Raw genomic sequence first — 25,517 nt, forward strand, 5'->3', positions numbered from 1 at the left:
TCAGCATTCCTCCAGGACGACGATGATATCGCCGGCTTTGACGTTTCGTCCCGGCCCGGCGCGCAGGTCGCGGACGCGGCCTGCCGCATGGGCGGTGACGTTGATTTCCATTTTCATCGATTCGATGATGGCAAGTGTATCGCCGGCCGCAACCGGGGCGCCCGGCTCGACCAGCAATTTCCAGATATTGCCGGGTACGGCGCTGGCAACCCCGAAGCAGCCGTCGGGAATATCCCCGTCCGGGCTTTCGCCCGTGCCCTCGTCAGTGACGAAGCTGTCGAGCCCGGCTTCCTTCCAGCGCTGGCGCTCAGTATCGAAGGCGGCTTGCTGTGTTGCCTTGAAGCAACCAATCGACGCCGCGTTCGCCTGCAATTCCTTCTCGTAGGCAGCATAGGAGAATTCCGTCTCCTCGATCCGAACGGGATAGCCCCCGTGCGGGAAGGCGGCGCGCGCCTCCGTCAGCTCCTGATTGCTGACCGGGAAGAAACGGATCTGGTCGAAGAAGTTGAGCAGCCAGGGTTTTCCCCTGGCAAAAGCCGGTGTCTCCCGCCATGTGTTCCAGACCTGGATCGTGCGGCCGAAGAGCTGGTAGCCGCCCGGTCCTTCCATGCCGTAGATGCACATATAGGCCCCGCCGATGCCGACGGCATTTTCCGGCGTCCAGGTGCGGGCCGGATTGTATTTCGTCGTCACGAGGCGATGGCGCGGATCGGTCGGGGTCGCAACCGGCGCACCGAGATAAACGTCGCCGAGACCAAGCACGAGGTAGCTGGCATCGAAGACGATATCGCGGACGGCCTGTTCGTCGGGAAGACCGTTGATGCGGCGGATGAACTCGATATTCGACGGGCACCAGGGCGCATTCGGGCGCACGAGCTCCTGATATTTGCGCATCGCAAGCTCCGCTTCCGGATCGTTCCAGGAAAGCGGCAGATGGACGATGCGGCTCGGCACCGTGACCTCCTGGGCTGCCGGAAGCGTCGCTTCGATCTCCGAGAGCAGCCCCAGCAGGCGCCGGCGCGTCAGCTGCGTGCCGTCGTAATGGATCTGCAGCGAGCGGATACCGGGGGTGAGGTCGACGACGCCGGGCAAGCGGCCCTCTATGACTGCCTGCATCAGCAAGTGCACCCGCAGCCGAAGGGCGATATCGAGCGTCATCGGCCCATATTCGACGAGCAGATTGTCGTCACCCTGGCGGCGATAGACGACAGAAACCGGGCCATCCTCGCTGATGCCAAGGATCGGCGAACCCGTCTCTTCCGTGGGCCGCCGCACCGCTGGACCGGCAATCGGGTCTTCCGGCCGCGCTACGGCATGAAAACGGATACGGTCGCCGGGCTTGAACTGACCCATCTTCCACTGCTCGTCGCGGGCAATCACCGCCGGGCAGACGAAGCCACCAAGGCTCGGACCGTCGGGACCGAGAATGATCGGCATATCACCGGTGAAATCGATCGCCCCGATCGCATAGGCATTGTCGTGCAGGTTGGAGGGATGCAGCCCCGCCTCGCCGCCGTCGCTGCGCGCCCAAAGCGGGGCCGGGCCGATGAGGCGCACACCGGTGCGGGCGCTGTTGAAATGCACCTCGTAAGCCGTCGAAAACAGCGTTTCGATATCGCTATCCTGAAAGAAATCCGGTGCGCCGTGCGGGCCATAAACCACGCCGACATCCCATTCGCGCGACAAGGCGACCGGCTCCACCGCGGGCGCGGCTGGTTCGGCCGGCACTTGGCGGGCAAAATGCAGCACATGCCCCGTCTTCAGCGTGCCGGTGGCGTTGCCGCCGAACTGGCCGAGGCCGAAGGTCGCCCGCGAGCCGAGCACGACGGGCGCGGCAAAACCACCGGCGACGGCGAGATAGGCGCGCTGTCCCGGTCCTTCGATCGTACCGATGGACAGAACCTGGCCGGCCCGGATCAGCACCGGCGCATCATGCGGCAGCCTTGTGCCGTCGCATGTCATCGCCATGCGAGCGCCGGCGAGCGCGATCGTCTGGTCGGCATAAAACCGCAGCGTCGGGCCAGAGACCGTCAGTTCCAGTGCGGCCGTCACATCGTCATTGCCGACCAGCCGGTTGGCATGGCGGAAGGAGCGCTCGTCCATCGGACCGCTCGGTGGCACGCCGACATGCCAGAGGCCGAGTCGTCCCGGCAGTTCCTGGATGCTCGACTGTGCGCCGGGGGCGAGAATCTCGACGACATCGGGAACGAAGGCGAAGTCGCGCAGCGCCGTCGTCGCCACCTTGGCGCTGGCAAGCAGTTCGGAAGCGGCAATAGTTCTCAGATAATCGAGATTGGTCTCGATGCCTGATATCGATGTCGCCGCAAGCGCGGCCTTCAGTTTCTCGATCGCCGCCGGCCGGTCTTCCGCCGCCACGATCAGCTTGGCGAGCATCGGGTCGTAGAAGGGCGTCACCTCGGTTCCCGTCTCGATCCAACCGTCGACGCGGGCACTCTCCGGAAAAATCACTTCGGTCAGCAGGCCGGCGCTCGGGCGGAAATCGGCATGCGGCATCTCGGCATAGATCCGCATCTCGATCGCCGCACCCTTCGGCGTCAGGCCTCTGGCGCCCGAGAGCACGTCTTCGCCGGCCGCCTGGCGGATCATCCATTCGACGAGATCGATGCCGAAGATGGCTTCCGTGACAGGATGCTCGACCTGCAGGCGGGTATTGACCTCGAGGAAATAGAATTCCTCGCGCTGGGGATCATAGATGAATTCGACAGTGCCGGCCGATTCATAGGAGACCGAGCTTCCCAAATCGACCGCCGCCTTGTGCAACTGCGCCCGTATCTCCGCGGAAAGGCCAGGCGCAGGCGTCTCCTCGACGACCTTCTGGTTTCGCCGCTGCAGCGAGCAGTCACGTTCGCCGAGCGCGATCACTCCGCCCTTGCCGTCGCCGAAGATCTGCACCTCGACATGGCGTGCGTCAGCAACGAAACGCTCGATGTAGACACGCGCATCACCGAAGCTGGCGCGCGCGGTCCGCTGCACGCTTTCGAAGAAGGTCGTGAGGCTTGCTGCATCGGCGCAGAGCTGCATGCCGATGCCGCCGCCGCCGGCCGTGCTTTTCAACATAACGGGATAACCGACGATCTCGGCCGCCGAAAGCGCCTCGTCGACGCTCTGCAGGAGATCGGTACCGGGCAGCAGCGGCACGCCGCTCGCTTTCGCCAATTCGCGCGCCGTGTGCTTCAGGCCGAAGGCCGACAGGTGCTCCGGACGCGGGCCGATGAAGGCGATACCTTCAGCGGCCAGCCGCTCGGCAAAGCCGATATTCTCCGAGAGGAAGCCGTAGCCTGGGTGCACGGCCTGAGCTCCCGTCGCCTTGCAGGCGGCTATGACGGCATCGACATTGAGATAGCTTTCGGCGGCCGGTGCCAGGCCGAGGCGGACGGCTTCATCGGCGGTCAGCGCCGGCTTCGAGAATCGATCGGCATCGGAATAGACGGCAACTGAGGCAATGCCCATCCTCTTCAATGTGCGGATGACGCGGACGGCGATTTCGCCGCGATTGGCGATAAGGACCTTGGTGAACATCGATCAGTCCTCGCCGTCCCAGATCAGCACCCGGATCGGTGTCGGATCGAAACCGTTACAGGGATTGTTGATCTGAGGGCAATTGGAGATGACGCAAAGCACGTCCATCTCCGCCACCAGCTCGACATAGTCACCAGGCGCGGAAATGCCGTCGACGATCGTCATCTCGCCATTCGGCTTGATCGGCACGTTCATGAAGAAATTGATGTTCGGCACGATGTCGCGCTTGCTCATGCCGTGTTTTGTCACCTCGATCACGAAATTGTCGCGGCAGGCATGCAGGTACTTCGTGCCGTGGCCGAAGCGCACTGTGTTGCTTTCGCAGGAGCAGGCGCCGGCTGAGGTATCATGGCGGCCGCAGCTGTCGGCGGTCATGACGAGCATGACGTTGCCCTCGTTCGAAATGATCTTCGTGCCGGTGCCGATATAGGCGCCACCTTGCGCCCGCATCGTATCCTGGTTGGAATAACGCTCGGCAAAGTCATCGGCACGATAAAACAGCGTATCGATTGCCTGTTGGCCGTAGCTGTCTTCGACGCGGATCGTCTGGCCCTTGCGTACGATGCCGGACCACGGCGCTTCGGCCGGGATGAAATGATCCTGCACAGCGTTTTCGAGGCTGCGCGAAGCTGAAGTCTTGGTGAAATCGGTCATCGCCATCCCTCCTCAGGCCAGCATCGAGGCGTTGTTCTCGAAGCCGCGAAGGGCTTCGGCGGTCGCCGTGCGCGAGAGATCGTCGGCTGCGGGTGCCGCCGCGCGAAAGCGCGTGACGATCACCGGCTTCGGCGCATAGACCGGGTCGGGATCAAGCGGATGCGGGCAATTGGAAAGGCCGACGATCATGTCCATCTCGGCGCGCAGCTCAGCATAATCGCCGCTGTTGGAAAGCTTGCCGCGCCAATGGAAGCCGCCGTCATCGTCGACGCGGACGGGGGCGAAGAGATTGAGAATCGCAGGAATATCGCGTCTGGTAAGACCAAGCTTGCCGGCGACGAGCACGAGATTGTCGCGGGTGTTGCGGGTCTTGACGCCAGGATATTTTGCGGCGTTCGAAGCTGCCGTCGAGCCACCCATCAGGCAGTCATGGGCGCCGGAGCTATCCTCGATCAACGAAAACATCACCCGGCCCATATCCGAGAAGATGACGCGCCCCCTGCCGAGGGCCGTCGTCCACTGCACCTTGACCGTATCGACGAGATTGAGCCTTTCGCTCGTGTCAGTGGCGTTCCAGGCGACGAGCGCCACGGTCGATCCGCCTTCGCCCTGATCGATGCGGAGCGCCTCGCCGCGCTTCAGCGCAGTCGACCAGTACCAGCCGCCGGGGATGGTCTCCTGATGGATGATCGCAGCCGCATCGATTGCGGGGGCGGGCAGGGGGCTTGGCGCCGGCAAGGCCTTCGGCGCAAATTCCAGCCCCTTCCTCTGATGTTCCTCATAACGCTGCCGGTTGGCGGCGATCTCTTCGGGCGAACGTCTGACATGCATCATGATTTTTCTCCTGACGGACTGGAAGCCGGGTCGTCCCGGCGAAGGCCCAGAGAAATGACCGGGCCGTCCCGGTCGGGGCTGAAGATGGTGGGCGCGCCGGCAAGCCTCGGCGGCCAGATGGAGATGTCCTTGGTAATCGTCGCGCCGTAGCGCTCCTTTTCCTCCGGGCGGTCACGCCGACGCTCGAAGGCGACGACGCGCGTCGCCAGCGTGAAGGCCTCACGCATATCGTGCGTCACCATGACGACGGTCATCTGGGTTTCGTGCCAGAGCCGCTTCATCAACGTGTGGATCTCGGCGCGAATGCCGGGGTCGAGTGCGCCAAAGGGCTCATCGAGCAGCAGCACCTTCGGCTTCATGATCAGCGCCTGGGCCAGCGCCAGGCGCTGCTGCATGCCGCCTGATAGTTGCGCCGGATATTTGCCCTCGGCGCCGGAAAGGCCGACCTCGCCGATCAGTCGCCGGGCTTCGTCGACGGCGTTGCGACGAGCAGCGCCGAAAAGCTTGGCTTTATAGCGAGACGTTGAGAGTTCCCGCCCAAGCAGCACATTGCCAAGGACGGTCAGATGCGGGAAGACGGAATAGCGCTGGAAGACGACGCCGCGATCCGGCCCCGGCTCCTGCGGCAGAGCTTCGCCGTCGAGCCGGATCGTGCCGCGCGTTGGCCGCTCCTGGCCAAGCAGCATGCGCAGGAACGTCGACTTGCCGCAGCCGGACGGGCCGACAAGCGCGACGAAGGCGCGCGAGGCGACGGTCAGCGACACGTCCTCAAGCACGATCTGGTCGCCATATTCCTTCCAGACCTTTTCGATCACCAGTTCGCTCATGCCTGCTTCTCCAGCTCCGACCAGGGGAAGACGGCGATGCGGATCTGATCGAGGATATAATTCATGATCACGGCGAGCAGCGTGATCCAGACGACATAGGGAAAGATGACGTCCATCGAGAGATAGCGGCGGACGAGGAATATGCGGTAGCCGAGGCCGGAATCCGACGAGATCGCTTCGGCGGCGATCAGGAACAGCCAGGCAGGACCGAGCTGAAGCCTGAGGCAGGTGATCAGCCGTGGCAGGATCTGCGGCAGCACGACACGAAGGCCGATCTGCCAGGAGGAGCCGCCGAGCGTTTCAGCCTTGACGATCTGCTCACGCGGCAGCTCCAGCGCCTTCAGCGCAAGGTCGCGGATCATCGTCGGCGCAACGCCGATGACGATGAGCGCGATCTTCGAGGCTTCGCCAAGCCCCATGGCGATGAAGAGGATTGGCAGCAGCGCCAGCGGCGGCACCATGGAAATGACCGCAACGAAAGGGGAGAGCAGCGCCCGGAGATAAGGCAGCATGCCGATCAGCATGCCGATGACGAGCGCGGTGATCGTGGAGATGCCAAGGCCGGCGAACAGGCGGACCAGGCTCGCACCCGTATCGGACCAGAGCAGGTATTGACCGGTGCGCGGATCGGCGATGAAGGCCATGCGGTCGACCGCATCGGCAAATCCGGCAAGACCGGGCAGCAGCTTGTCGTTGGCATTTTCCGCCAGCCGTGCCGCCGAGCCGAAAGTATAGGCAACGATCAGCAGCACGAAGGGCAGCAGCGTCAAGGCAAGCTGCGCGCCTCGGCTCGGCCTCGTGTTGATCCAGCGCATGAGGAAAGCTCCGCTGATGAAGTGTGGGCGGTGCAGTCAAGGCCGCACCGCTGCTTGGACATCGCTTAGAGCGAACCGTCGGCGGCCGCCTTCATGTAGGTCTCGGTAAAGCGCAGCTTGACGTTGCCGCTGTCGCCGAGAACCTTGCCGTCAGGCATTTCGATGCCGATAACGTCGGCCGATGGCGCGCCATTGCCGAGCAGGCCCTTTTCGAACAGGAAGTTACGAACGAGATCCATCGTCTTCGGCAGGCCGTCTGAGGCGGTGAAGGCAACGGCGTCGGCCGGCTTGTCGAAAAGCTTTGTGACGGCAAGCTGGGATTCGTAGCCTTTCAGATCAGTACCGGATGCCGAGCCCATTGCCTCGCGGGCAGCCTTGCCGTCGGCACTGTCGGCAGTCAGCAGTGCTGCGGTCTCATACCAGATGCCGGCGAGCGCCTTGCCGAAGTTCGGATTGTCCTTCAGCACACCGGTATTGGCGACCATCAGGTCGATGATCTCGCCCGGCACTTGCGAGCTGTCGAAGACCTTTTTGGCCGTAGGGTCCTCGAGGATGGTCGAGACCAGCGGGTTCCAGGTGACGACTGCGGTCACGTCAGCCGTCTTGTAGGCTGCGACCATATCCGCATCGGAGGTGTTGACCACCTTCACGTCGCGCTCGGTTATCTTGATGCTTTCGAGCGCGCGGGCCAGCAGATAGTGCGAGACGGAAAATTCGACGAGATTGACGTTTTGTCCCTTGACGTCGGCAAGGCTCGCCTTGTCCTTGAGAATGACGGCATCATTGCCGTTCGAGAAGTCGCCGACAATGACGGCTGTCGTATCGACGCCGCCGGCAGCCGGGATCGACAGGCCGTCCATATTGGTCAGCGTCACGGCATCGAAGGCGCCGGCGGTATACTGGTTCATCGATTCGACGTAGTCGTTGAACTGGGTGACCTCGATCTTGATGCCGTATTTGTCGGCCCATTTCTTGACGATGCCGTGATCGGCAGCGTAACCCCATGGCATCCAGCCGACATAGATCGACCAGGCGACCTTGAAATCGGTCTTCTGTTCGGCCTTGGCGATGGAGCCGAGCCCGAGCGCCAGGGACGCCGTCAGGGCGGTAATCGATAGGATTTTCGAAAAAGTCTGCATTGAAATTCCCCTTTTGCTTTTCTTCAAAAGGGATCGGCAATGACCATCGTGCCGCCAATCCCTTGGCTTACGAGGTCTCCCGGGCTTTTGTCCCGCCGTGCACCCGGCGGGATGTCTCCCCTACCGGTGGCAGCTCTCGGACCAGCCACGCCTTGCGACGCCGGAACCCTAGCCACCAACTCTGCAACTATCGAAGCAAAGTGCGTGCCAAATTATAAATCATTGATTTCGTTGAGAGGGCGATGGCCTCTATTCGCTTGAGGATGTATAGTGCATGCACTTGCCCAGAAAATGTGCGCATTCTGCCGCCGGCTTAGGCGCTGGTTCTTTTTTGCCCAGTTTAAGAACAAGCAACCGGCAGAGGACGCAAACGCCGAATTGCGGCTAGTTCCGGAAGGTGCCGGAGGGGATCGTCGTTACCAGTCGGATATCGCGGCGGAAATTCGATGGCGACATGCCGGCGATGTGGCGGAAGGATTTGTTGAAGGCGCTGATCGAGCCGAAGCCGCTGTCCATCGCCACCTGCAGCACGTTGGCGCCTTCGCTCATCAGCATCGCCTGGGCGCGCGACAGCCGTAGCAGCGTCACATATTTGCTGAGCGTCATGCCAGTCGATCGCTTGAACAGGTTCATCGCATATTTCGGATGCAGGTCGGCTGCGCGGGCGATATCGACCGAATCGATGTCTTGCAGGAAATTGGCGGCGATGAAATCGCACATGCGCGCGACGCTGCGCGAGGAATGCGGATGCGGGTGATCCCCTTCGAGATTGACGATCGCCTGCGACGTCATCGAATAGGGTTCGAGCGCGATCCGCTCGATGCGCAGCAGCAACTCGTCGACGGCGTGCTGGGCCTTGGCGGAATCGCCGGAATTGGCATAGCGGAACCAGCGGGTAAAGTTCTCGTTGTCGGCGGCATCCGTTGCCGAGGTCACCAGCGTCTCACCCTTCATCAGCCGGCTGGAAATACCGATCGGCAGGCGCAACCGGAAGAAATAGACGAGCGGCAGATGGGCGCCGGCATAGAGCGAATCGTCTGAGGATTCGTCCATTTGGTGCGGCTGACCACCCCAGAAGAGGCACATTTCGCCGGCGTTCAGCCGGAATTCGTGATCGCTCATCCGGTAATGCACGGTGCCGCGCATCACATAGTTGACCTCGACCTGCGCGTGCCAGTGCGGCATGGCCATGACGGGCGGATGGGCATGGAACATCTGCAGCGCCGTTGGCAATCCCTCAATGCTGCTCGCGCCGGGCTGATAGATTGCACGTGTGCCGACCTTACTTTCCGCCAAATTCATATTCCCTTTTTAGGAGACACCCGCTCCCTTGCAGATAGTCTAACCGCGTTCGTGAAAGATCGGCAATTGAAAAGGGAGGATTTTCAATGCGCTTCAAACTTCTCGCTGCGACCGCAGCTGTCGCAGTGCTTGCTTCCGGCTCCGCATTCGCGCAGTCGGCCAATCTCACCATCTGGAGCTGGAATGTCGCCGCGTCGGCATTGAAATCCACGCTTCCAGGCTTCAACAAACAGTTTCCCGATATCAAGATCACCGTCGAGGACCTTGGCAACGCCCAGGTCTTCGATAAGACGCTCGCGGCCTGCGCCGCCGGCGGCGACGGCTTGCCCGACATCGTCAGCATCGAGAATTTCGAAGCTGAAATCTTCTGGAGCCGTTTTCCCGATTGCTTCGCCAATCTGAAAGAGCTCGGTTACACACCCGAGATCCAGGCGAAATTCCCCGAATTCAAGCGCACCGAGCTTGAAGTCGGCGATGTCGCCTATGCCATGCCGTGGGATTCCGGTCCTGTCGCCGTCTTCTACCGCCGCGATCTCTACGAAAAGGCCGGCGTGGATCCGAGCACCATCAGCACCTGGGACGATTTCATCGCTGCAGGCAAAAAGATTTCCGCCGCCAATCCCGGCGTCGTCATGGCGCAGGCCGACTTTAACGGCGACAGCGAATGGTTTCGCATGATCGCCAACGAGCAGGGCTGCGGCTATTACTCGACCGACGGCCAGTCCATCACCATTAACCAGCCGGCCTGCGTCTCCTCGCTGCAAAAGGTGAAGGAAATGAAGGATGCCGGCACGCTGACGGCAGCCAATTGGGACGAAAAGATCCAGGCCAATACCGCCGGCAAAGCCGCGAGCCAACTGTATGGCGGCTGGTACGAGGGAACCGTTCGCTCGACCTCGCCCGATCTCAAGGGCAAGTGGGGCGTCTACAAGATGCCGAGCCTGACGGCCGATGGCCCGCATGCCGCCAATCTCGGCGGTTCGTCGCTCGCTATTTCGGCGACCTCCGCAAATAAGGAAGCGGCCTGGAAATTCGTCAACTACGCCCTCGGCACGAACGAGGGCCAGGTTACGATGCTGAAGGAATTCGGTCTGGTGCCATCGTTGCTCTCGGCCGTACAAGATCCCTTTGTCAACGAAGCGCAGCCCTATTGGGGCGGTCAGAAGGTCTGGGCCGATATCCTCGCGACGCTGCCGAAGATCGTGCCGAGCCGCGGCACCGCCTTCCAAAGCGATGCCGAAGCCATCTTCAAGGCGACGCAGACGAAGTTCTTCTCCGGCGGCTATCCCGATGCGAAGGCGGCTCTCGACGATGCCGCCAACCAGATCGCTTCGGCGACCGGCCTTCCGATCGCGCAGTGAATGACGAAGCCGGGCGCTTGACGCGCCCGGCTCTCCGTCCGCCGCAAGGCGGCTGGTCATTCGTTGGTTTTGTGAGGAGGAGGCTCGATGCCGTTCAGAACCCGGAGCGCCTATGCGTTCCTCGCCCCATATCTGCTGGTCTTTGCCACCTTCTGGGTCTGGCCGATCATCAATTCGTTCCTGATTTCCTTTCAGAACACCCGCATCAACCCGTGGAAATATAGTTTCCAGGCCAATTGGGGCCGGCTCTTTTACGACCCGGCCTTCTACAATGCCCTCTACAACACGCTGATCATCCTGGTGATCCAGGTGCCCGTCATGATCGCGCTTGCGACCGTTATGGCCGTAATGCTCAATTCGCCACTGCTGAAAGCGCGCCCGCTCTTCCGCTTCGCCTTCTTTGCCCCTGTCGTCGTCGGCGAAGTCGCCTATGCCGCGGTATTTCGGCTGATGTTCAGCCTCGATTTCGGCATCATCAACAAGCTGATCTCGGCCGTCGGTCTCAGCCCGGTCTCCTGGTTCGACAATGCGAATGCCGCCATGGCGCTGATCATCCTCGCCGTCACATGGCGCTGGGCCGGCTACAACGCCATCATCATCCTCGCCGGCCTGCAGTCGATTCCCGATGATGTCTACGAGGCAGCGACCCTCGACCGGGTGAGCAAGGTCCAGCAATTCTTTCATATCACCCTGCCGCTGCTGAAACCGATCATCCTCTTCTGCGTGGTTCTTTCTGTGATCGGCACCATGCAGCTCTTCACCGAGCCCTTCCTGATCACCAATCGTGGCGGTCCCGGCGGCGGCACCGAGACGCTCGGCCTGCTGCTTTATCGCCAGGGCTTCACCTCGCTGAACTTCGGCTATGCCTCGGCGATCGCCTATACGATGGCCGCCCTTGCCGTGGCGATCTCGCTTCTCAATCTCTGGGTCGGGAGGGATCCGAAATGAAATCCAAATCGCAATCCCTTCTGCTGCGCCAGATCGCGTTGCATGCCGCACTGGCACCGCTGGCACTGATCTGGCTGTTTCCGCTCTGGATGATGTTTGTCTTCTCGACAATGCCCGACAACGGCATCTTCAGCCCTGACATCGTGCTGTGGCCATCGACCAACTTCGTCGAGAATTTCAAAAACCTGCAGGCCGATACCGATTTCATCGGAGCAATGGTGATCTCCATCGGCGTGGCGCTCATCTATACAGTGCTCTCGGTGCTGCTGACCTCAATGGCCGGCTGGGCACTGGCACGTTACCGTTTCGTCGGCCGCTCCGTCGTCATCGCCATCATCCTCGGCACGATCACGCTTCCCTTCTCCGTGGTCGTCATCCCGCAATTCATCATGGTGGCGCGCGAGTTCAAGCTGGCAAACACCTGGGTGGCTCTGATCGTGCCGCCGCTATTCAATTCGCTCGGCGTGCTGTTCATGCGGCAATCCTTCTCGATGATGCCGGGCGAACTCTTCGATGCGGCCCGGGTCGAGGGCGTCAAGGAATGGCAGATCTTCCTGCGCATCGCCTTGCCGCTGGCACGCCCGACCATGGCGGCATTGGCGATCATTCTCTTCCTGCACTCGTGGAACAATTACCTCTGGCCGCTGCTGATCAATTCCAGACCGGGGATGATGACGGCGCCTGTGGCATTGGGAACGCTGATCGGCCTCACCAAAGTTTCCTGGGGCGGCATCATGGCTGGCGCGGTGCTGCTGACGGCGCCGATCCTCGTCATCTTCGTGGCTCTTCAGCGCCATTTCATCGCCGGCATCGCGGCCGGCGCAATTAAATAATCGGGAGGCTGCATGGCAGAGCTTTCACTCAGCAACATCGTCAAGCGCTTCGGCGGCTTTGAGATCATCCACGGCGCCAATCTGGAGGTGAAGGACGGCGAATTCGTTGTCTTCGTCGGCCCCTCCGGCTGCGGCAAGTCCACGCTGCTCAGAATGATCGCCGGCCTCGAGGACATTACTTCAGGCGAGCTTCAGATAGGCGGCAGGGTCGTCAACGATGTCGAGCCGGCCGATCGCGGCATCGCCATGGTCTTCCAGTCCTATGCGCTCTATCCGCATCTGACCGTCGAGGAAAATTTGAGCTTCGGCCTGCGCATGAACGGCAATCCGAAGGCCGACACCGAGCGGCGCGTGCGCCATGTCGCCGAGATCCTGCAGATTACCGAGTTGATGACGCGGCGGCCGAAGCAGCTTTCCGGGGGGCAGCGCCAGCGTGTCGCGATCGGCCGCGCCATCGTGCGCGAACCACAGGTCTTTCTGTTCGACGAACCTTTGTCGAACCTCGACGCCGAACTGCGGGTGCAGATGCGCGTCGAAATCTCCAGGCTGCACAAACAGCTGGGGACGACGATGATCTACGTCACCCACGACCAGACGGAAGCGATGACGCTCGCCGACAGGATCGTCGTGCTGCGCGCCGGCAATATCGAGCAGATCGGCGCACCGCTCGACCTCTACGATGATCCCGCCAATCAGTTCGTCGCCGGCTTCGTCGGCTCGCCGAAGATGAATTTCCTCAAGGCCGTGGTGGTTGAGACGCAGCCGGGCAGGGCGGTGATCGCACTGGAAAGTGACGCCAATACCCGCCTGACGCTGCCGGTCGCCGATCCCATCGAAGCCGGCGCAAAAGTGACGCTGGGCATCCGTCCCGAACATTTCGTCGATGCGGGCACGGGCGATTCCGACCTCACCGTCACCATCGACGTCGCCGAACACCTCGGCAATACCAGTTACATCTACGCCACCATTGGCCCCGAGCAACTGATCATCGAGCGGCCGGAATCGCGCGTCGCCGGCAATCGCGAAACGCTGACAGTCGGCCTTCCCGCCAACCGCACATTCCTTTTCGACGGCGCCGGCAAACGGCTTCGCTAAACGCAATCCCAAGGCAGAAAGACGAAAGAGGTTTCCATGACTTCCGATCAACCGATCCGCTGGGGCATCATCGGCCCCGGCACCATCGCCCGCACCTTTGCCGATGGCGTCGCCCATTCGCGTACCGGCAAACTGGTGGCGATCGCCACGCGCAATCCTTCCAAACCGGGACTTCAGGAAAACTTCCCCGGCGCCCGTATCGTCAACGGCTACGAGGCGCTGCTTTCCGACCCCGAGGTCGATGCGGTCTATATTTCCGTGCCCCATACCGGCCACGCCGAATGGGCGATCAAGGCCGCGCGCGCCGGCAAGCATATCCTGGTGGAAAAGCCGATCGCGCTTTCGGCCTATGATGCCGAAGCCGTTTATTACGAAGCCAAGAAGGCCGGCGTCTTTGCCGGTGAGGCCTTCATGTACCGCGTACATCCGCAAACGGAAAAACTGGTCGAGCTCGTTAAAAGCGGCGTCATCGGTAACGTCCGCATCATCCGCTCGAGCTTCGGCTTCAACATGGGCAGCTATAGGCCGGAACACCGGCTTTTCGCCAATGATACTGCCGGCGGCGGCATTCTCGATGTCGGCGGTTATCCGGTCTCGATGGCCCGGCTGATCGCCGGCGCCGCAGAGGGCAAGGCCTTCCTCGAACCGGAGAAGGTATCGGGCGTCGCCCATCTCGGAGAGAGCGGCGTCGATGAATGGGCCTCTGCCGTGCTGAAGTTCCCGAACGAGATCATCGCCGAAGTCTCCTGCTCGATCATGGCGAATCAGGACAATGTGCTACGCATCATCGGCTCGGAAGGCCGGATCGAGGTCCAGGACTTCTGGTTTGCCTCCGGCCACAAGGGCGGCGTCGGCAAGATCGAGATCTTCAAGGGCGGCAGTCGCGAGACCGTCGAGGTCAAAGAAGACCGCTGGCTCTATTCCTTCGAGGCCGACGCGGCGGGTGATGCGATCCGCGCCGGTAAGACGGAATTCAGCTCTCCCGGCATGAGCTGGGCAGATTCGATCGGAAACCTCAGGGTACTCGACCAGTGGCGCGCCTCAGTCGGGCTCGAATACGGTGTTGAGAAAGCCAGCAAACGCACGGCAAACATTGCCGGCGGAACGGTCGCGCGTGGCAACAGCGTTCCGCAGCGTCAGATTCCCGGCATTTCCAAGCCCGCCTCGGTCGTCACACTCGGCTTCGAGTTCTTCCCGAACTTCGCTTCGGCTTCGCTGACGCTCGACGCTTTCTACGAAGCCGGAGGCAATACCTTCGACACGGCCTATGTCTATGGCGGCGGCAAGACGGAGGCGATCTTCGGCGACTGGCACACGAGCCGCAAGGTGCCGCGCGACGAGATCGTGCTGATCGGCAAGGGCGCTCATTCGCCGCTCTGCTATCCCGATATGATCGCAAAGCAGCTCGACCAGTCGCTTGCCCGGCTGAAGACTGACTATGTCGACATCTATTTCATGCATCGCGACAATACCGACGTGCCCGTCGGCGAGTTCGTCGATGCCATGGATGCCGAGGTCAAGCGCGGACGCATCCGTGGCATATTCGGTGGCTCGAACTGGACGCGGGGCCGCTTCGACGAAGCGATCGCCTATGCCGAAAAGACCGGCAAGACGGCGCCAGCGGCACTTTCCAACAACTTCTCGCTCGCCGAGATGCTCGACCCGATCTGGGCCGGCTGCGTTGCCGCTTCCGATGACGATTGGAAGAAATGGCTGAACGAGAAGCAGATCCCGAACTTTGCCTGGTCGAGCCAGGGCCGCGGCTTCTTTACCGACCGCGCCGGCCGGGACAAACGGGACGATGAGGAGATCGTGCGGGTCTGGTATTCCGAGCGCAACTTCGGACGCCGCGACCGCGCTATCGAGCTTGCCAACAAGCTCGGCCGCAATCCGATCCACATCGCACTTGCCTATGTGATCGCCCAGCCTTTCCCGGTCATTCCGCTGATCGGTCCGCGCACCGTCGCCGAATTGGAAGACAGCCTCTCGGCGCTCGACATCAAGCTGACGCCTGAGCAGGTGAAGTGGCTTGAAGGCTGACGAGACAGGCAAGGGGCGCGGTGCGAGCCGCCAGCCCTCTTAGCCATTGCTTCATCAACACCCCTTGTAACCTCGGTTATCAGGGGTGTTTCGCATGGTGGATTTCATCATCGTCGTCTACGGACAGCATCTCGACTGGAGCGTAAGCATCCTTCTGCCGTGCATCTCTGATTGCCGCAATTTCAACAATACCGTCTCGCGAGCGAATTGTGAGCACCAAGGGAGGCATACTTACCTTGCGCGTTCCTTCCAGGATTCCCCTTTCGGTCGTTTGGGGAAACGATGAAAGAAGTTCTCTTTGCCTTTCCAGGCGTTCAACGAGTTTCTTTGCCGCGGCTGGGTTAACCTCTGCGAGTTCGGCAATCCTGCTCAAAAACCAGCGTTCTGCACTTTTGGAAAGGCGAACGCGAGGCATCAACGCACCCGCATACGGCGTCGATATTCGGCGGCATCGACGATTGCCCGAGCCTTCTCTAGCACGTCCTCCAGATCGACGCTGTCCCCTCGATCCAGTTCATCAAGGCCTTGAGCATCTGCAAGGATTTCGGCCCCTTCAATTGCAAGATATTGACTGAGCGCCTTCTGCATTACCCAGGTACGATCACGTTCGAGAATTGCGGCGATACGATCAAACTCCGAAACCAGCGACGTCGGCAGTCTCAGAGAAACTTGAGATTTTTCACTGTTCAGCATAATTATCGCTCCGTAATACAGCGAATTACACCGTAACCCAAACCCCGACGAAGTCAAGGCGCCGTGACCCTCGCGGTGGCGCGATCAGCTTCAGCTGCACCATCTCCGGGAAGGGCGATGCCGCCCATTCCGGCGCGGTTTGAGCCGCGCCCCTTACATTCTACTTGCGCGGCTCGGAAGCCTTCTTCCTGGCTGCGTCGTCCATCAGCTCATACCACATGGCGTTGAGAACGGCGAAGGCGGCGGCGAGCGGCAGGCCGAGCATCCATGCAAAATACCACATCGTTTTGTCTCCCTCAGAGCAATTCCAGGAAAAGTGCGAAGCGGTTTTCCGTCCGGAATTGCGTAAAAATAAAAGGTTAGAGCGGTTACTGAACCGCTCTAGTAGGCGTGGCTGTTCTTGTCGGTGATGGATTTCTCGTCGACCTTGCCCCACAGAACCTTGTAGACCCAGGCTGTGTAGGCAAAGATGATCGGCAGGAAGATGACCGTCACAATAAGCATGATGAACAGCGTCATGTGGCTGGAGGATGCATCCCAGACCGTCAGGCTCGATCGCGGATCAAGCGAGGAGGGCAGGATGAACGGGAACATCGAGAGGCCGACCGTCGAGATGATCCCGAAGATTGCGACCTTGCTGAAGAGCAGCGTCATGACCTCGCGTTTTGCCCGCATGGCAATGAAGGCCAATGCCGCGCCGACGAAGCCGAGGACGGGCGCGATGATCATCCACGAATGGGCGCTGTAGTTGGCGAACCATGCGCCCTCCTCCAGCGCCACGGTTTTCAGCAGCGGATTGGAAGGGCCGATTGGGCTGATATCGCTGGTGATGCGATAACCGCCGACGCCGATCCAAAGGAAGAGGCCGCCGAGCGCGAAAAGCACGATGGTCGCAAGAGCGGCGATGCTGCCATAACTTCTGGCACGTTCGGCAACCGGGCCGCTCGCCTTCAGCACCAGCCAGGCCGCACCGTGCATCGTCAGCATGGCGACGGAAAGCAGGCCGCAGAGCAGCGCATAGGGGTTGAGAAGGGCGAAGAACGAACCTTCGTAGAAGATCCGCATATCGTCGGCGAAGCGGAAGGGCACGCCCTGCAGCACGTTGCCGACAGCAACGCCGAAGATCAGCGACGGCACGAAGCCGCCGACAAAGAGCGCCCAGTCCCAGCCGTTGCGCCAATTGGCGCTTTCCCGCTTCGACCGATATTTGAAACCGACCGGGCGCAGGATGAGCGCGAAGAGGATCGCGAACATCGCCAGATAGAAGCCCGAGAAGGAGACCGCATAAAGCGGCGGCCAGGCGGCGAAGATGGCGCCGCCGCCGAGGATCAGCCAGACCTGGTTGCCTTCCCAGGTGGCGCCGATAGTGTTGATCGCCACGCGCCGTTCCGTATCGGTCCGGGCAACGAATGGCAGAAGCGTGCCGACACCGAGATCGAAGCCGCCCGTCGTTGCAAAAGCGATCAGCAGGACGCCGAGCAGCAGCCACCAGATGAGACGCAGCGTTTCATAGTCGATGAGTTCGTGAAGGATCATGGCAGTCACTCCGCGGCCGGGACGAGGGTTTCGGAAATCAGAATCGCCTCCGGCTCGTCGTCCGGCTCCGGTCCTTGCTTGATCGCCTTGATCATCAGGCTCATCTCGATGACGATCAGCGTCGTGTAGATCGCCGCAAAACCGATGATGGTCAGAAGCACGGTGCCGGCGCCGAGGCTGGAGACGGCGGCTGCCGTCGGCAGAACGCCTTCGATCACCCAGGGCTGGCGGCCGAACTCGGCGACGATCCAGCCGAGTTCGATCGCGACCCAGGGCAGGGGGATCGCCAGCACGGCGATCTGCAGAAGCAGCGGATACTTGTCGAGATGTCGGCGCGCCGACAGCCAGAAGAAGGTGGCGGTCAGCAGGATGAAGAAGATACCGAGACCGACCATGATGCGGAAAGACCAGAAGAGCGTCGGCACGTGCGGGATCGTATCGCGTGCGGCCTGAACGATCTGTTCCTCGGTCGCCTGACGCGGATCGTCGACATAGCGCTTCAGAAGAAGAGCATAACCGAGATCATGGCCGAGATCCTCGAAGGAGGTGCGCACTTCCTGAGCAACCTGATCTTGTGCCGGCGCCGAACGGATCTGCATCAGAGCGTCGTAGGCATTGATGCCGTCGCGAATGCGGGTTTCGGCCTGCTGTTCGAGCTTGTCGATGCCGGGGATTTCGGTCGTCAGCGACCGCGTGCCGATCAGGCCCATGACCCAGGGAATGTGCACGGTAAAATGCGTTTCGCGCGCCTCCTGGTCGGGGAAGCCGAAGGCGGTGAACGCCGCCGGCGCCGGTTCCGTCTTCCACATGCCCTCGATCGCGGCGAGCTTCATCTTCTGGTTTTCGGTGGCGAGATAACCGCTCTCGTCGCCAAGGACGACGACTGATAGAGCCGAGGCGAGGCCGAAGGAGGCCGCGACCGTCATCGAGCGCTTGGCAAGCTCGATATGCCGGCCCTTCAGCACATACCAGGCAGAAACGCCAAGCACGAAGATCGAGGCGCAGACGTATCCCGCCGATACCGTGTGGACGAATTTTGCCTGGGCAACCGGGTTGAAGACCACGTCGAAGAAGCTTGTGATCTCCATGCGCATCGTCTGCGGATTGAGCGCCGATCCCACGGGGTTCTGCATCCAGCCATTGGCGATCAGGATCCAGAGGGCGGAAAAATTCGAACCGAGCGCCACAGCCCAGGTGGCGACCAGATGGCCGACCTTCGACAGCTTGTCCCAGCCGAAGAAGAACAGGCCGACGAAGGTCGCCTCGAGGAAGAAGGCCATCAGGCCTTCGATCGCCAGCGGCGCACCGAAAATGTCGCCGACATAATAGCTGTAATAGCTCCAGTTCATGCCGAACTGGAATTCCATGACGATGCCGGTGGCAACGCCGAGCACGAAGTTGATGCCGAACAGCGTGCCCCAGAATTTCGCCATCTGCCGCCAGATCTGGCGGCCGGTCATCACATAGACGGTTTCCATGATCGCCAAGAGCACGGACAGACCGAGCGTCAAGGGCACGAATAGAAAGTGGTAAAGCGCCGTCAGCGCAAATTGGAAGCGCGATAACGCGACGATATCTAGTTCCATTGTCTTTCTCCCACGGTCCCACGGGGTACAGGGCGTTCCTCAGCGCCGACCGACGCGTGAGGGCATGCAGTCTTGCTCAGTCCGGCCGAAGCCGGTCGAGCGCCTTTTCGAACGCCGCCTCTCCGCGGCGCGAAATTTCTGTGATGCGACCGCCTTCGATGACGGCGATGCGGTCTGCGATCGCCGCCTCCCGGCGGATATGCGTGGCGATCACCAGCGAGCGGCCCGCCGCCATGGCCGACAGCCGGAGGAGCACGTCGCGAGCGGCGATGCCGTCAAGTCCCTCGGTCGGCTCATCGAGCAGCCAGAGCGGCGTATCGCGCAGGAAGAGCCGGGCAAGCGTCAGCCGGCGCGACTGGCCGCCGGAAAGTCCGAGCCCGCCTTCGCCGAGCGGCGTATCGATCCCCCGCGGCATGGCCTCGACATCGGCAAGCAGGCCGGCGGCAGCGAGCGCCTCGCGAAGACGAGCCTCACTCGCATCCGGGTTCGCAAGGAGCAGGTTGCCGCGCAGGCTGTCCTCGAAAAGTTCTGTCCGTTGCGTGAGCAGCGTCGCCGTCATCGCGGCAACATTTCCGGTCCTTGCTGGCAATTCGCCGGAAAGGAGAGCAAGCAGGCTCGACTTGCCGGCGCCGCTGCTGCCAATCACGGCCAGGTGTTCGCCTTTTGCAAGCGCAAGCTCGATGCCCTGGAGCGCCGGCACGGCGGAGTTTTCATGGAAGGCCGACACTTTCACCAGCGAAAAAGCGCATCCCGGCAACGGCGCCGCCAATGGTTCGGGTGCCGCCGCGACGGCAAGCTGCGGCGCGATGCGCCTTGCAGCAAGCAGCGTCCGCCCAAGTTCCAAGGCGCCACGGCGCAGCGCTGCGAAGGGTTCGACTGCCGCAAAGGCGACGAGCAGGCCGAGTGCGGCGACAGGAGCGGTAATCACCTTCGTTTCCGCAAGTGCCGCGACGGCAAGCAGTGATGCCGTGAGCAGCAGGGTGGATACGAGGCCGAAGCCGAATGTCAGGCCGGTCTCGACACGGTTCAGCCGGTCGTCGGCGCGGGCGCAGTATTGGTCTGCCGCGGCAATCGTCTCCCTCTGTGCGGCAAGCCGGCCGGCCATCAGCAGATCGGTCTGACCGGCGACGAGATCGATCGTCCGCGACCGCAGCGCCTCGATGCCATGGGCACGTTGGCGGGCGTGTTTGCGCGCCGCCCGGCCAGCGATCGACGGCAAGCCGAGGCCGGCACCGGCGAGAAAAAGGCCGAAGCACAAGCCGAACACGGGATGCATCAGCCCCAGCACGAGGCTTGCCGCCAGCGCTGCACCGATCGCGACGGCAGCCGGCACGAGGATGCGCAAGTAGAGGGAATCGAGCGCATCGATATCGGCCGTCAGCCGGAAGAGCAGCCGTGCGGGACGATGTGACAGCGCGCGGGCAGCACTCGGTTCGGCAAAACCGCGAAACAGCCTTTCGCGCAAGGCGGCGAGCACGCCGAGCGTTGCGTCATGGGTCGCAAGCCTTTCGCCGTAGCGCGCGGCCGTACGGACGATGGCGAGCAGGCGGATGCCGGCTGACGGCGCAAAAACGTCGAAGGTGATGGCGGCAGCGGCCGAAAGGCCGGCGAGCGAAGTGGCGGTGATGAACCAGCCGGACAGGCCGAGCAGCGCAATGCCGGCCGTCACCGTCGCCGCCGAAAGTGCTGCGCCGAGCAGCAGCGCACGCCGGCGCTCGGCAAGGAACAGGCGCAGGATCGGCTTGAGGTCGGCAGCAAATGTGCTCATTCGGCGGCCTCCCTCATAACGATGTCGCTATCGACGCGAATGATGCGATGCATGCGGGCGGCAAGCAGCGGATCGTGGGTCGCAACGATCAAAGTGCGGCCCCTGGCGAGCGAAAGCAGGTTCTCGGTCACCTCGGCGGCGGTGGCGGCATCGAGATGCGCGGTCGGCTCGTCGGCGAGGATGATCCGCAGATGCGGATTGCAGGCGGCCCGCGCGATCGCCAGCCGCAGCGCCTCGCCGCCGGAAAGTCCGATTCCGCCTTCGCCGAGCGGCCGGTTGCCATAGGCGGCTGCGACTTTTCCGAGCCTGGCGGCGTCGAGCGCATCCGTCACGTCGCCGCGCAGGATACCAGGCCTGCCGAGCGCGATATTGCCGGCGATGGTGCCTGCGAAAATATGCGGTCTTTGGCCGATCCATGCCATGTTAGCGCGCAAGGCATGGGCGGTGTCATCCGCAAGTTCGATGCCGCCGATGACGATGCGTCCGCCGGTACAGGGCGCCAGCCCTGATATGAGCGAAAGAAGAGTCGACTTGCCAGAACCACTGGCGCCAAGAAGCGCCAGATGTTCGCCCTCCGCGATATCGAGGTTGAAGTCGTCGAGGATCAACGGTTCGTCGGTGTTGTAACGGAAATCAACATTTTTAAGACGAATGGCCGGCGCTTCGGCGACGGCAGATACCGCTGGCGCGACGTCGGCTGCTCCTCGGATTGACAGACCGCCGGCAGCGAGGGCGTCCAGGGCTTTCAGCGCCGCTTCGCCGGCTGCCCGATCGTGCCAGACGGCCGAAAGTTCGCGCAGCGGCTCGAAGAAGGCCGGCGCCAGCAGCAGTATGAACAGTCCCTCGGTCAGATCGAGCCGGCCTACCCAGGTGCCGAAGCGGATCTCGCCGAGCAGGCTGAAACCGACATAGACGGCAATCATCGCCACGCCAAGGGCTGCGAAAAGCTCGAGCACCGCCGAGGACAGAAAGGCGATCTTCAGCACCGCCATGGTGCGCGCACGCAGCGACTCCGCTTCCAAGCGCAGCCGCAGGGCGGTTGTATCCACGGCGTCGAGCGCGCGGATGGTCGCCAGTCCGCGCAGCCGATCGAGCAGGAAGCCGTTGAGGCCGCCGGTCGCAACCAGCTGCCTTTCGCTGGCCGCCTGAGCACGCCAGCCGATCAGCGCCATGAAGATCGGGATCAATGGCGCGGCGAATAGCAAAACCAAAGCGGCGATCCAGGAGACCGGAAGGATAAAGGCAAGGATGACGAGCGGCACGAAGCTCGCCTTCATGCGCGCCGGCTGAAAACGGGCGAGGTAAGACACGATCAGTTCGGCCTGTTCGCCAATGACACTTGCTGCCTTGCCGGAGGCGGGCCGGCCGCGGTCGACCGGCGATGACATGGATACTGCCGCGACGGCGATCTGCCGCCTGCGGCTGAGTTCGGCGCGGGCGGCTTGAAAAGCCAGGCGGCCGCCGGCCGCGTCAAGACAGCTTCTTGCAAATCCGAAGGCGAGGATGCCGAGGGCTGGCCAGACAACGTCATGCAATCCACCGCCATCGGCGATGCGGCCGACCGAGATGGCCAGCAACCCGGCCTGCGGGATCCAGACGGCAGCGGCCAGCGCCTGCAGCATCGCCGCTCTGCGCAGCCCGCCTTTCGCATCACCTGGGTCGGTGACAGGCGAGACTGTATCGCCGTCCGGCAACGGCTCGGCCTCTTGTCCGTCCTTCGCGTCGAAGAAAGCAGTGCCCATGGCGCTAACTCTTGTTCGCAGGATTTGGCCGGCGGCTGCGGCCGAGCGAAACGACCCGGTCCTTGGCCTCCAGAAGCTTGGTCACTTTCGCGCCAAGCGAGAGTAATGTTGCGAGCCTTTCTGTTTCAAGTTGTTTTACGTCTTCATACCAATGTGTCAGCTGCTCGATCAGCGTGTGCATCTCGCTCATGCGTTGCTGCGCATGGCGCTCGGCGTCGCTGGCCGGCCGCTGCATCAGGATTTCGCGCAGGACCGACAGCGTCGGATCGACTTCGCGCTTCTTTCGCTCCTCGGCAAGCGTCCGCAATATGTGCCAGACATCATCCGGCGTGGTGAAGAAATCGCGGCGGTCGTCCGGCTTGTGTTTCAGGATGACGAGGTTCCAGGCCTGCAATTCGCGCAGGCTCATCGAAACATTCGAGCGCGAGATGCCGAGCGACTCGGCGATCTCCTCGGCGCAGACCGGAGCGGGCGAGACGAAGAGCAGGGCATAGATCTGGCCGACCGTGCGGTTGATTCCCCAGCGCGACCCCATTTCGCCGAAGTGGAGAACGAAGGACTGAACGAGAGGCGGAAGGTTCATGGTCGTTTCCGTTGCGTCTGTGATTTCAGAAATTTCTGAAATCACTATACTGACTTTCGCGTCTCGCCGGCAATCGGCAAGGCATGCCTGCGTCAATTTGGATGTCCGTTCGTTGATCGTTGGCTAGCTATAGCCGGGTGCGACGTGGCTGGGCTTGACTTGGGTCAAGTCAACAGCACTTTACCGCAATCACGCAGAAACGCCCGGCGATGCGCTTGCCTGCCGGGCGTTCTGGTCGGATTGAGATGTCTAGGCCGCCGCTGCTGCCCAGTTTTTGTTCAGGAATGCCGTCCGGCTCAGATCAAGCCGGCCAGGATGCCGACGCCAGCAATGGCGGCAATGCTACCTGCCGTGCGCGTCACGAAGACGCCCTGGCCTTCACCGGCGCGGCCGATGACGTAACCAAGGACGAGACCGGCGACATGCAGCAGCGCCGTCGCGGCCATGAAGCCGGCGGCATAGGCGGCACCGGCGGCATTTTCCGGCATTTCGGCGCCATGTGCATGACCGTGGAAGATGGCGAAGAGGCCGATCATGCCGAGTGCTGCGGCGAGCGGCGCCTTGACATTGAGCGCAACGACGGCGCCGAGGACGACGACGGAAAGCGCGATGCCAATTTCAACGAAGGGAACATTGATCCCGGCAACGCCGAGCGCACCGCCGAGTGCCATTACCAGAACGAAGGTCGTCGGCACGAGCCAGGTGGCGCGGCCACCGAGCTGAAATGCGAAAACACCGACCATCACCATGGCGAGGACATGATCGAGGCCAGAGATCGGATGGGCAAAGCCATGGCTGAAACCGGCAGCTTCGCCGATGGCGGGATGGGCATAGGCGACGGCTGGAAGCGCTGCGGCAGCCAAGGCAAGCAGACCGCTCTTGAGTGCTGATTTCATTGCTCATTCCCTCGTGAGTTCGAATATCCTGCGGCCGCCGAACAAAGGCATGGTTCCAAGTCGCGTGCATCACGCTAGTTCAAAGAATTCGCGCCGTCAACGAAAATGCCATGAAATACCGAGCCAATTCAATTGCTTATCTGATAGGCAGATGCCGCTTTCGATAGCGCCTCCCAGCGCCCCAGCGACTCAAGATCGAACTGGAAACGGTCCCCCACAGAGGCTATCAATCGTCCGGCAGAGACGGCGCAGACCGCCGTGATGGAGGGACGCCATGACGAATACCGAACGGCCGCTGGCGATCAGCGCGCCCGAGCCGCGCACGCTCGATCTGATTTTCAGCGACAAGGCGCGCGCCGAATTGCAGGCGAAATATGAGATCGTCGAGGCCGATCCCGAGAATATCGCCGGTCTCGGCGACGAAGTCCTCGGCAAGGCGCGTTACATCATCGGCCAGCCGCCACTTTCGGCGGAAACGCTGGCCAGAATGCCGGCCTTGCGTTCGATCCTCAATGTCGAAAGCAATCTTCTCAACAACATGCCCTATGAGGTGCTCTTTGAGCGCGGCATCCATGTGGTGACCACAGGCCAGGTCTTTGCCGAGCCGGTCGCCGAAATCGGTGTCGGTTTCGCGCTGGCCTTGGCGCGCGGCATCGTCGACGCGGATGTCGCTTTTCGCCAAGGCAACGAACTCTGGGGAGGGGAGGGGAATGCAAGTGCGCGGCTGATCGCCGGCTCCGAGATCGGCATCGTCGGCTTCGGTGATCTCGGCAAAGCGCTGCGGAGGCTGCTGTCCGGCTTCAGAGCCCGGATCAGGGTGTTCGACCCCTGGCTGCCACAATCGATCCTCGAGGAAAATGGCGTCGAGCCGGCAAGCCTGGAGGATGTCCTGACGAAGAGCGATTTCGTCTTCGTCGTCGCGGCCGTCACCAGCGAGAACAAGGGATTTCTCGGCGCGGAGGCCTTCGCCAGCATGCGCAAGGGCGCGGCCTTCATCCTGCTCAGCCGCGCCGATGTCGTCGATTTCGATGCGCTGATGGCCGCCGTCTCGTCAGGCCACATCGTCGCGGCGAGCGACGTCTACCCTGAGGAGCCGCTGCCTTCCGATCATCCGGTGCGGAGCCTGAAGGGCTTCATCCGCTCGGCGCACCGGGCCGGCGCGCTCGACAGCGCCTTCAAGAAGATGGGCGACATGGTGCTCGAAGACATGGACCTGATGGATCGCGGCCTGCCGCCGATGCGCTGCAAGCGGGCGGAACGCGAAACGGTTTCGCGCATGCGTTCCAAACCGGTCGCGGTGAATTAGGCCAGAAGAGGCGTGCCGC

22 protein-coding genes and 1 riboswitch are annotated in these 25,517 nt (G+C 62.0%); of the genes, 6 read left to right on the forward strand and 16 right to left on the reverse strand.

The genetic code is table 11. The annotated features are described in order from the left end of the window. From uca to OIU37_RS32955, 7 genes are all read right to left on the reverse strand, one after another. The gene (gene uca / locus OIU37_RS32925) at positions 1–3,540 is read right to left on the reverse strand and encodes an urea carboxylase (RefSeq protein ID WP_264259893.1); all 3,540 of its coding nucleotides are present in this window, start codon (positions 3,538–3,540) and stop codon (positions 1–3) included. Positions 3,541–3,543: 3 nt separating this feature from the next. Then, positions 3,544–4,194, reverse strand: coding sequence for an urea amidolyase associated protein UAAP2 (locus OIU37_RS32930; RefSeq protein ID WP_264259894.1), 651 nt, complete (start codon positions 4,192–4,194; stop codon positions 3,544–3,546). A 12-nt stretch (positions 4,195–4,206) separates the two neighbouring features. Next, positions 4,207–5,028, reverse strand: a complete 822-nt coding sequence (locus tag OIU37_RS32935; RefSeq protein WP_264259895.1) for an urea amidolyase associated protein UAAP1 — start codon at positions 5,026–5,028, stop codon at positions 4,207–4,209. Continuing rightward, positions 5,025–5,855: an ABC transporter ATP-binding protein gene (locus OIU37_RS32940; RefSeq protein WP_264259896.1), complete on the reverse strand. Its 831-nt coding sequence runs from the start codon at positions 5,853–5,855 to the stop codon at positions 5,025–5,027. Before OIU37_RS32940 ends, OIU37_RS32935 begins: the two co-directional genes overlap by 4 nt. After that, a complete protein-coding gene (locus OIU37_RS32945; protein ID WP_264259897.1) occupies positions 5,852–6,670 on the reverse strand; it encodes an ABC transporter permease in 819 nt (272 codons plus the stop codon). Before OIU37_RS32945 ends, OIU37_RS32940 begins: the two co-directional genes overlap by 4 nt. 65 nt (positions 6,671–6,735) lie before the next feature. Then, positions 6,736–7,809 (reverse strand): putative urea ABC transporter substrate-binding protein, encoded by a 1,074-nt coding sequence (locus OIU37_RS32950; protein ID WP_264259898.1) that lies wholly within the window; start codon positions 7,807–7,809, stop codon positions 6,736–6,738. Positions 7,810–7,883: 74 nt separating this feature from the next. After that, positions 7,884–7,992: riboswitch (guanidine-I (ykkC/yxkD leader) on the reverse strand. Between the two features lie 201 nt (positions 7,993–8,193). Then, complete coding sequence (locus tag OIU37_RS32955; RefSeq protein ID WP_168307808.1) at positions 8,194–9,111, reverse strand: helix-turn-helix domain-containing protein; 918 nt, start codon at positions 9,109–9,111, stop codon at positions 8,194–8,196. Positions 9,112–9,197: 86 nt separating this feature from the next. Between OIU37_RS32955 and OIU37_RS32960 the strand changes: the two genes are divergently transcribed. The 5 genes from OIU37_RS32960 (at position 9,198) to OIU37_RS32980 (ending at position 15,388) form a co-directional block, all read left to right on the forward strand. After that, entirely contained in the window at positions 9,198–10,472 is a 1,275-nt protein-coding gene (locus OIU37_RS32960; protein ID WP_168307807.1) for an extracellular solute-binding protein, read from the forward strand. A gap of 87 nt (positions 10,473–10,559) precedes the next feature. Next, positions 10,560–11,420 carry a carbohydrate ABC transporter permease gene (locus OIU37_RS32965; protein WP_129416998.1) on the forward strand — a complete coding sequence of 287 codons (861 nt, stop codon included), beginning with the start codon at positions 10,560–10,562 and terminating at the stop codon, positions 11,418–11,420. After that, positions 11,417–12,253, forward strand: coding sequence for a carbohydrate ABC transporter permease (locus tag OIU37_RS32970; RefSeq protein ID WP_011649800.1), 837 nt, complete (start codon positions 11,417–11,419; stop codon positions 12,251–12,253). The genes OIU37_RS32965 and OIU37_RS32970 overlap by 4 nt, the downstream gene beginning before the upstream one ends. A 12-nt stretch (positions 12,254–12,265) precedes the next feature. Continuing rightward, positions 12,266–13,348 carry an ABC transporter ATP-binding protein gene (locus OIU37_RS32975; protein WP_264259899.1) on the forward strand — a complete coding sequence of 361 codons (1,083 nt, stop codon included), beginning with the start codon at positions 12,266–12,268 and terminating at the stop codon, positions 13,346–13,348. A 36-nt stretch (positions 13,349–13,384) separates the two neighbouring features. After that, positions 13,385–15,388 carry an aldo/keto reductase gene (locus tag OIU37_RS32980; protein WP_264259900.1) on the forward strand — a complete coding sequence of 668 codons (2,004 nt, stop codon included), beginning with the start codon at positions 13,385–13,387 and terminating at the stop codon, positions 15,386–15,388. Positions 15,389–15,467: 79 nt separating this feature from the next. Here the strand turns inward: OIU37_RS32980 and OIU37_RS32985 are convergent, their stop codons facing one another. From OIU37_RS32985 to OIU37_RS33025, 9 genes are all read right to left on the reverse strand, one after another. After that, complete coding sequence (locus tag OIU37_RS32985) at positions 15,468–15,803, reverse strand: type II toxin-antitoxin system RelE/ParE family toxin (RefSeq protein WP_264259901.1); 336 nt, start codon at positions 15,801–15,803, stop codon at positions 15,468–15,470. Then, positions 15,803–16,081, reverse strand: coding sequence for a CopG family ribbon-helix-helix protein (locus OIU37_RS32990; protein ID WP_171605188.1), 279 nt, complete (start codon positions 16,079–16,081; stop codon positions 15,803–15,805). The genes OIU37_RS32985 and OIU37_RS32990 overlap by 1 nt, the downstream gene beginning before the upstream one ends. Before the next feature lie 160 nt (positions 16,082–16,241). After that, complete coding sequence (gene cydX / locus OIU37_RS32995) at positions 16,242–16,364, reverse strand: cytochrome bd-I oxidase subunit CydX (protein WP_024320108.1); 123 nt, start codon at positions 16,362–16,364, stop codon at positions 16,242–16,244. Between the two features lie 98 nt (positions 16,365–16,462). Further along, positions 16,463–17,617, reverse strand: a complete 1,155-nt coding sequence (cydB, locus tag OIU37_RS33000) for a cytochrome d ubiquinol oxidase subunit II (protein WP_264259902.1) — start codon at positions 17,615–17,617, stop codon at positions 16,463–16,465. A 5-nt stretch (positions 17,618–17,622) separates the two neighbouring features. Continuing rightward, a complete protein-coding gene (locus OIU37_RS33005; protein ID WP_264259903.1) occupies positions 17,623–19,203 on the reverse strand; it encodes a cytochrome ubiquinol oxidase subunit I in 1,581 nt (526 codons plus the stop codon). 76 nt (positions 19,204–19,279) lie between these two features. Continuing rightward, complete coding sequence (locus OIU37_RS33010) at positions 19,280–20,971, reverse strand: amino acid ABC transporter ATP-binding/permease protein (protein WP_264259904.1); 1,692 nt, start codon at positions 20,969–20,971, stop codon at positions 19,280–19,282. Next, positions 20,968–22,713, reverse strand: a complete 1,746-nt coding sequence (gene cydD, locus OIU37_RS33015; protein ID WP_264259905.1) for a thiol reductant ABC exporter subunit CydD — start codon at positions 22,711–22,713, stop codon at positions 20,968–20,970. The genes OIU37_RS33010 and cydD overlap by 4 nt, the downstream gene beginning before the upstream one ends. Before the next feature lie 4 nt (positions 22,714–22,717). After that, positions 22,718–23,296 carry a GbsR/MarR family transcriptional regulator gene (locus OIU37_RS33020; RefSeq protein ID WP_024320112.1) on the reverse strand — a complete coding sequence of 193 codons (579 nt, stop codon included), beginning with the start codon at positions 23,294–23,296 and terminating at the stop codon, positions 22,718–22,720. A 296-nt stretch (positions 23,297–23,592) separates the two neighbouring features. Next, positions 23,593–24,192 (reverse strand): HupE/UreJ family protein, encoded by a 600-nt coding sequence (locus OIU37_RS33025; protein WP_264259906.1) that lies wholly within the window; start codon positions 24,190–24,192, stop codon positions 23,593–23,595. A gap of 274 nt (positions 24,193–24,466) precedes the next feature. Here OIU37_RS33025 and OIU37_RS33030 point away from each other — a divergent pair, with 274 nt between their 5' ends. Next, positions 24,467–25,498, forward strand: a complete 1,032-nt coding sequence (locus tag OIU37_RS33030) for a hydroxyacid dehydrogenase (protein ID WP_264259907.1) — start codon at positions 24,467–24,469, stop codon at positions 25,496–25,498. The last annotated feature ends 19 nt before the right edge of the window (positions 25,499–25,517 follow it).

The sequence above is a fragment of the Rhizobium sp. BT-226 genome, from assembly GCF_025847085.2.
GTDB classification, from domain to species: domain Bacteria; phylum Pseudomonadota; class Alphaproteobacteria; order Rhizobiales; family Rhizobiaceae; genus Rhizobium; species Rhizobium sophorae.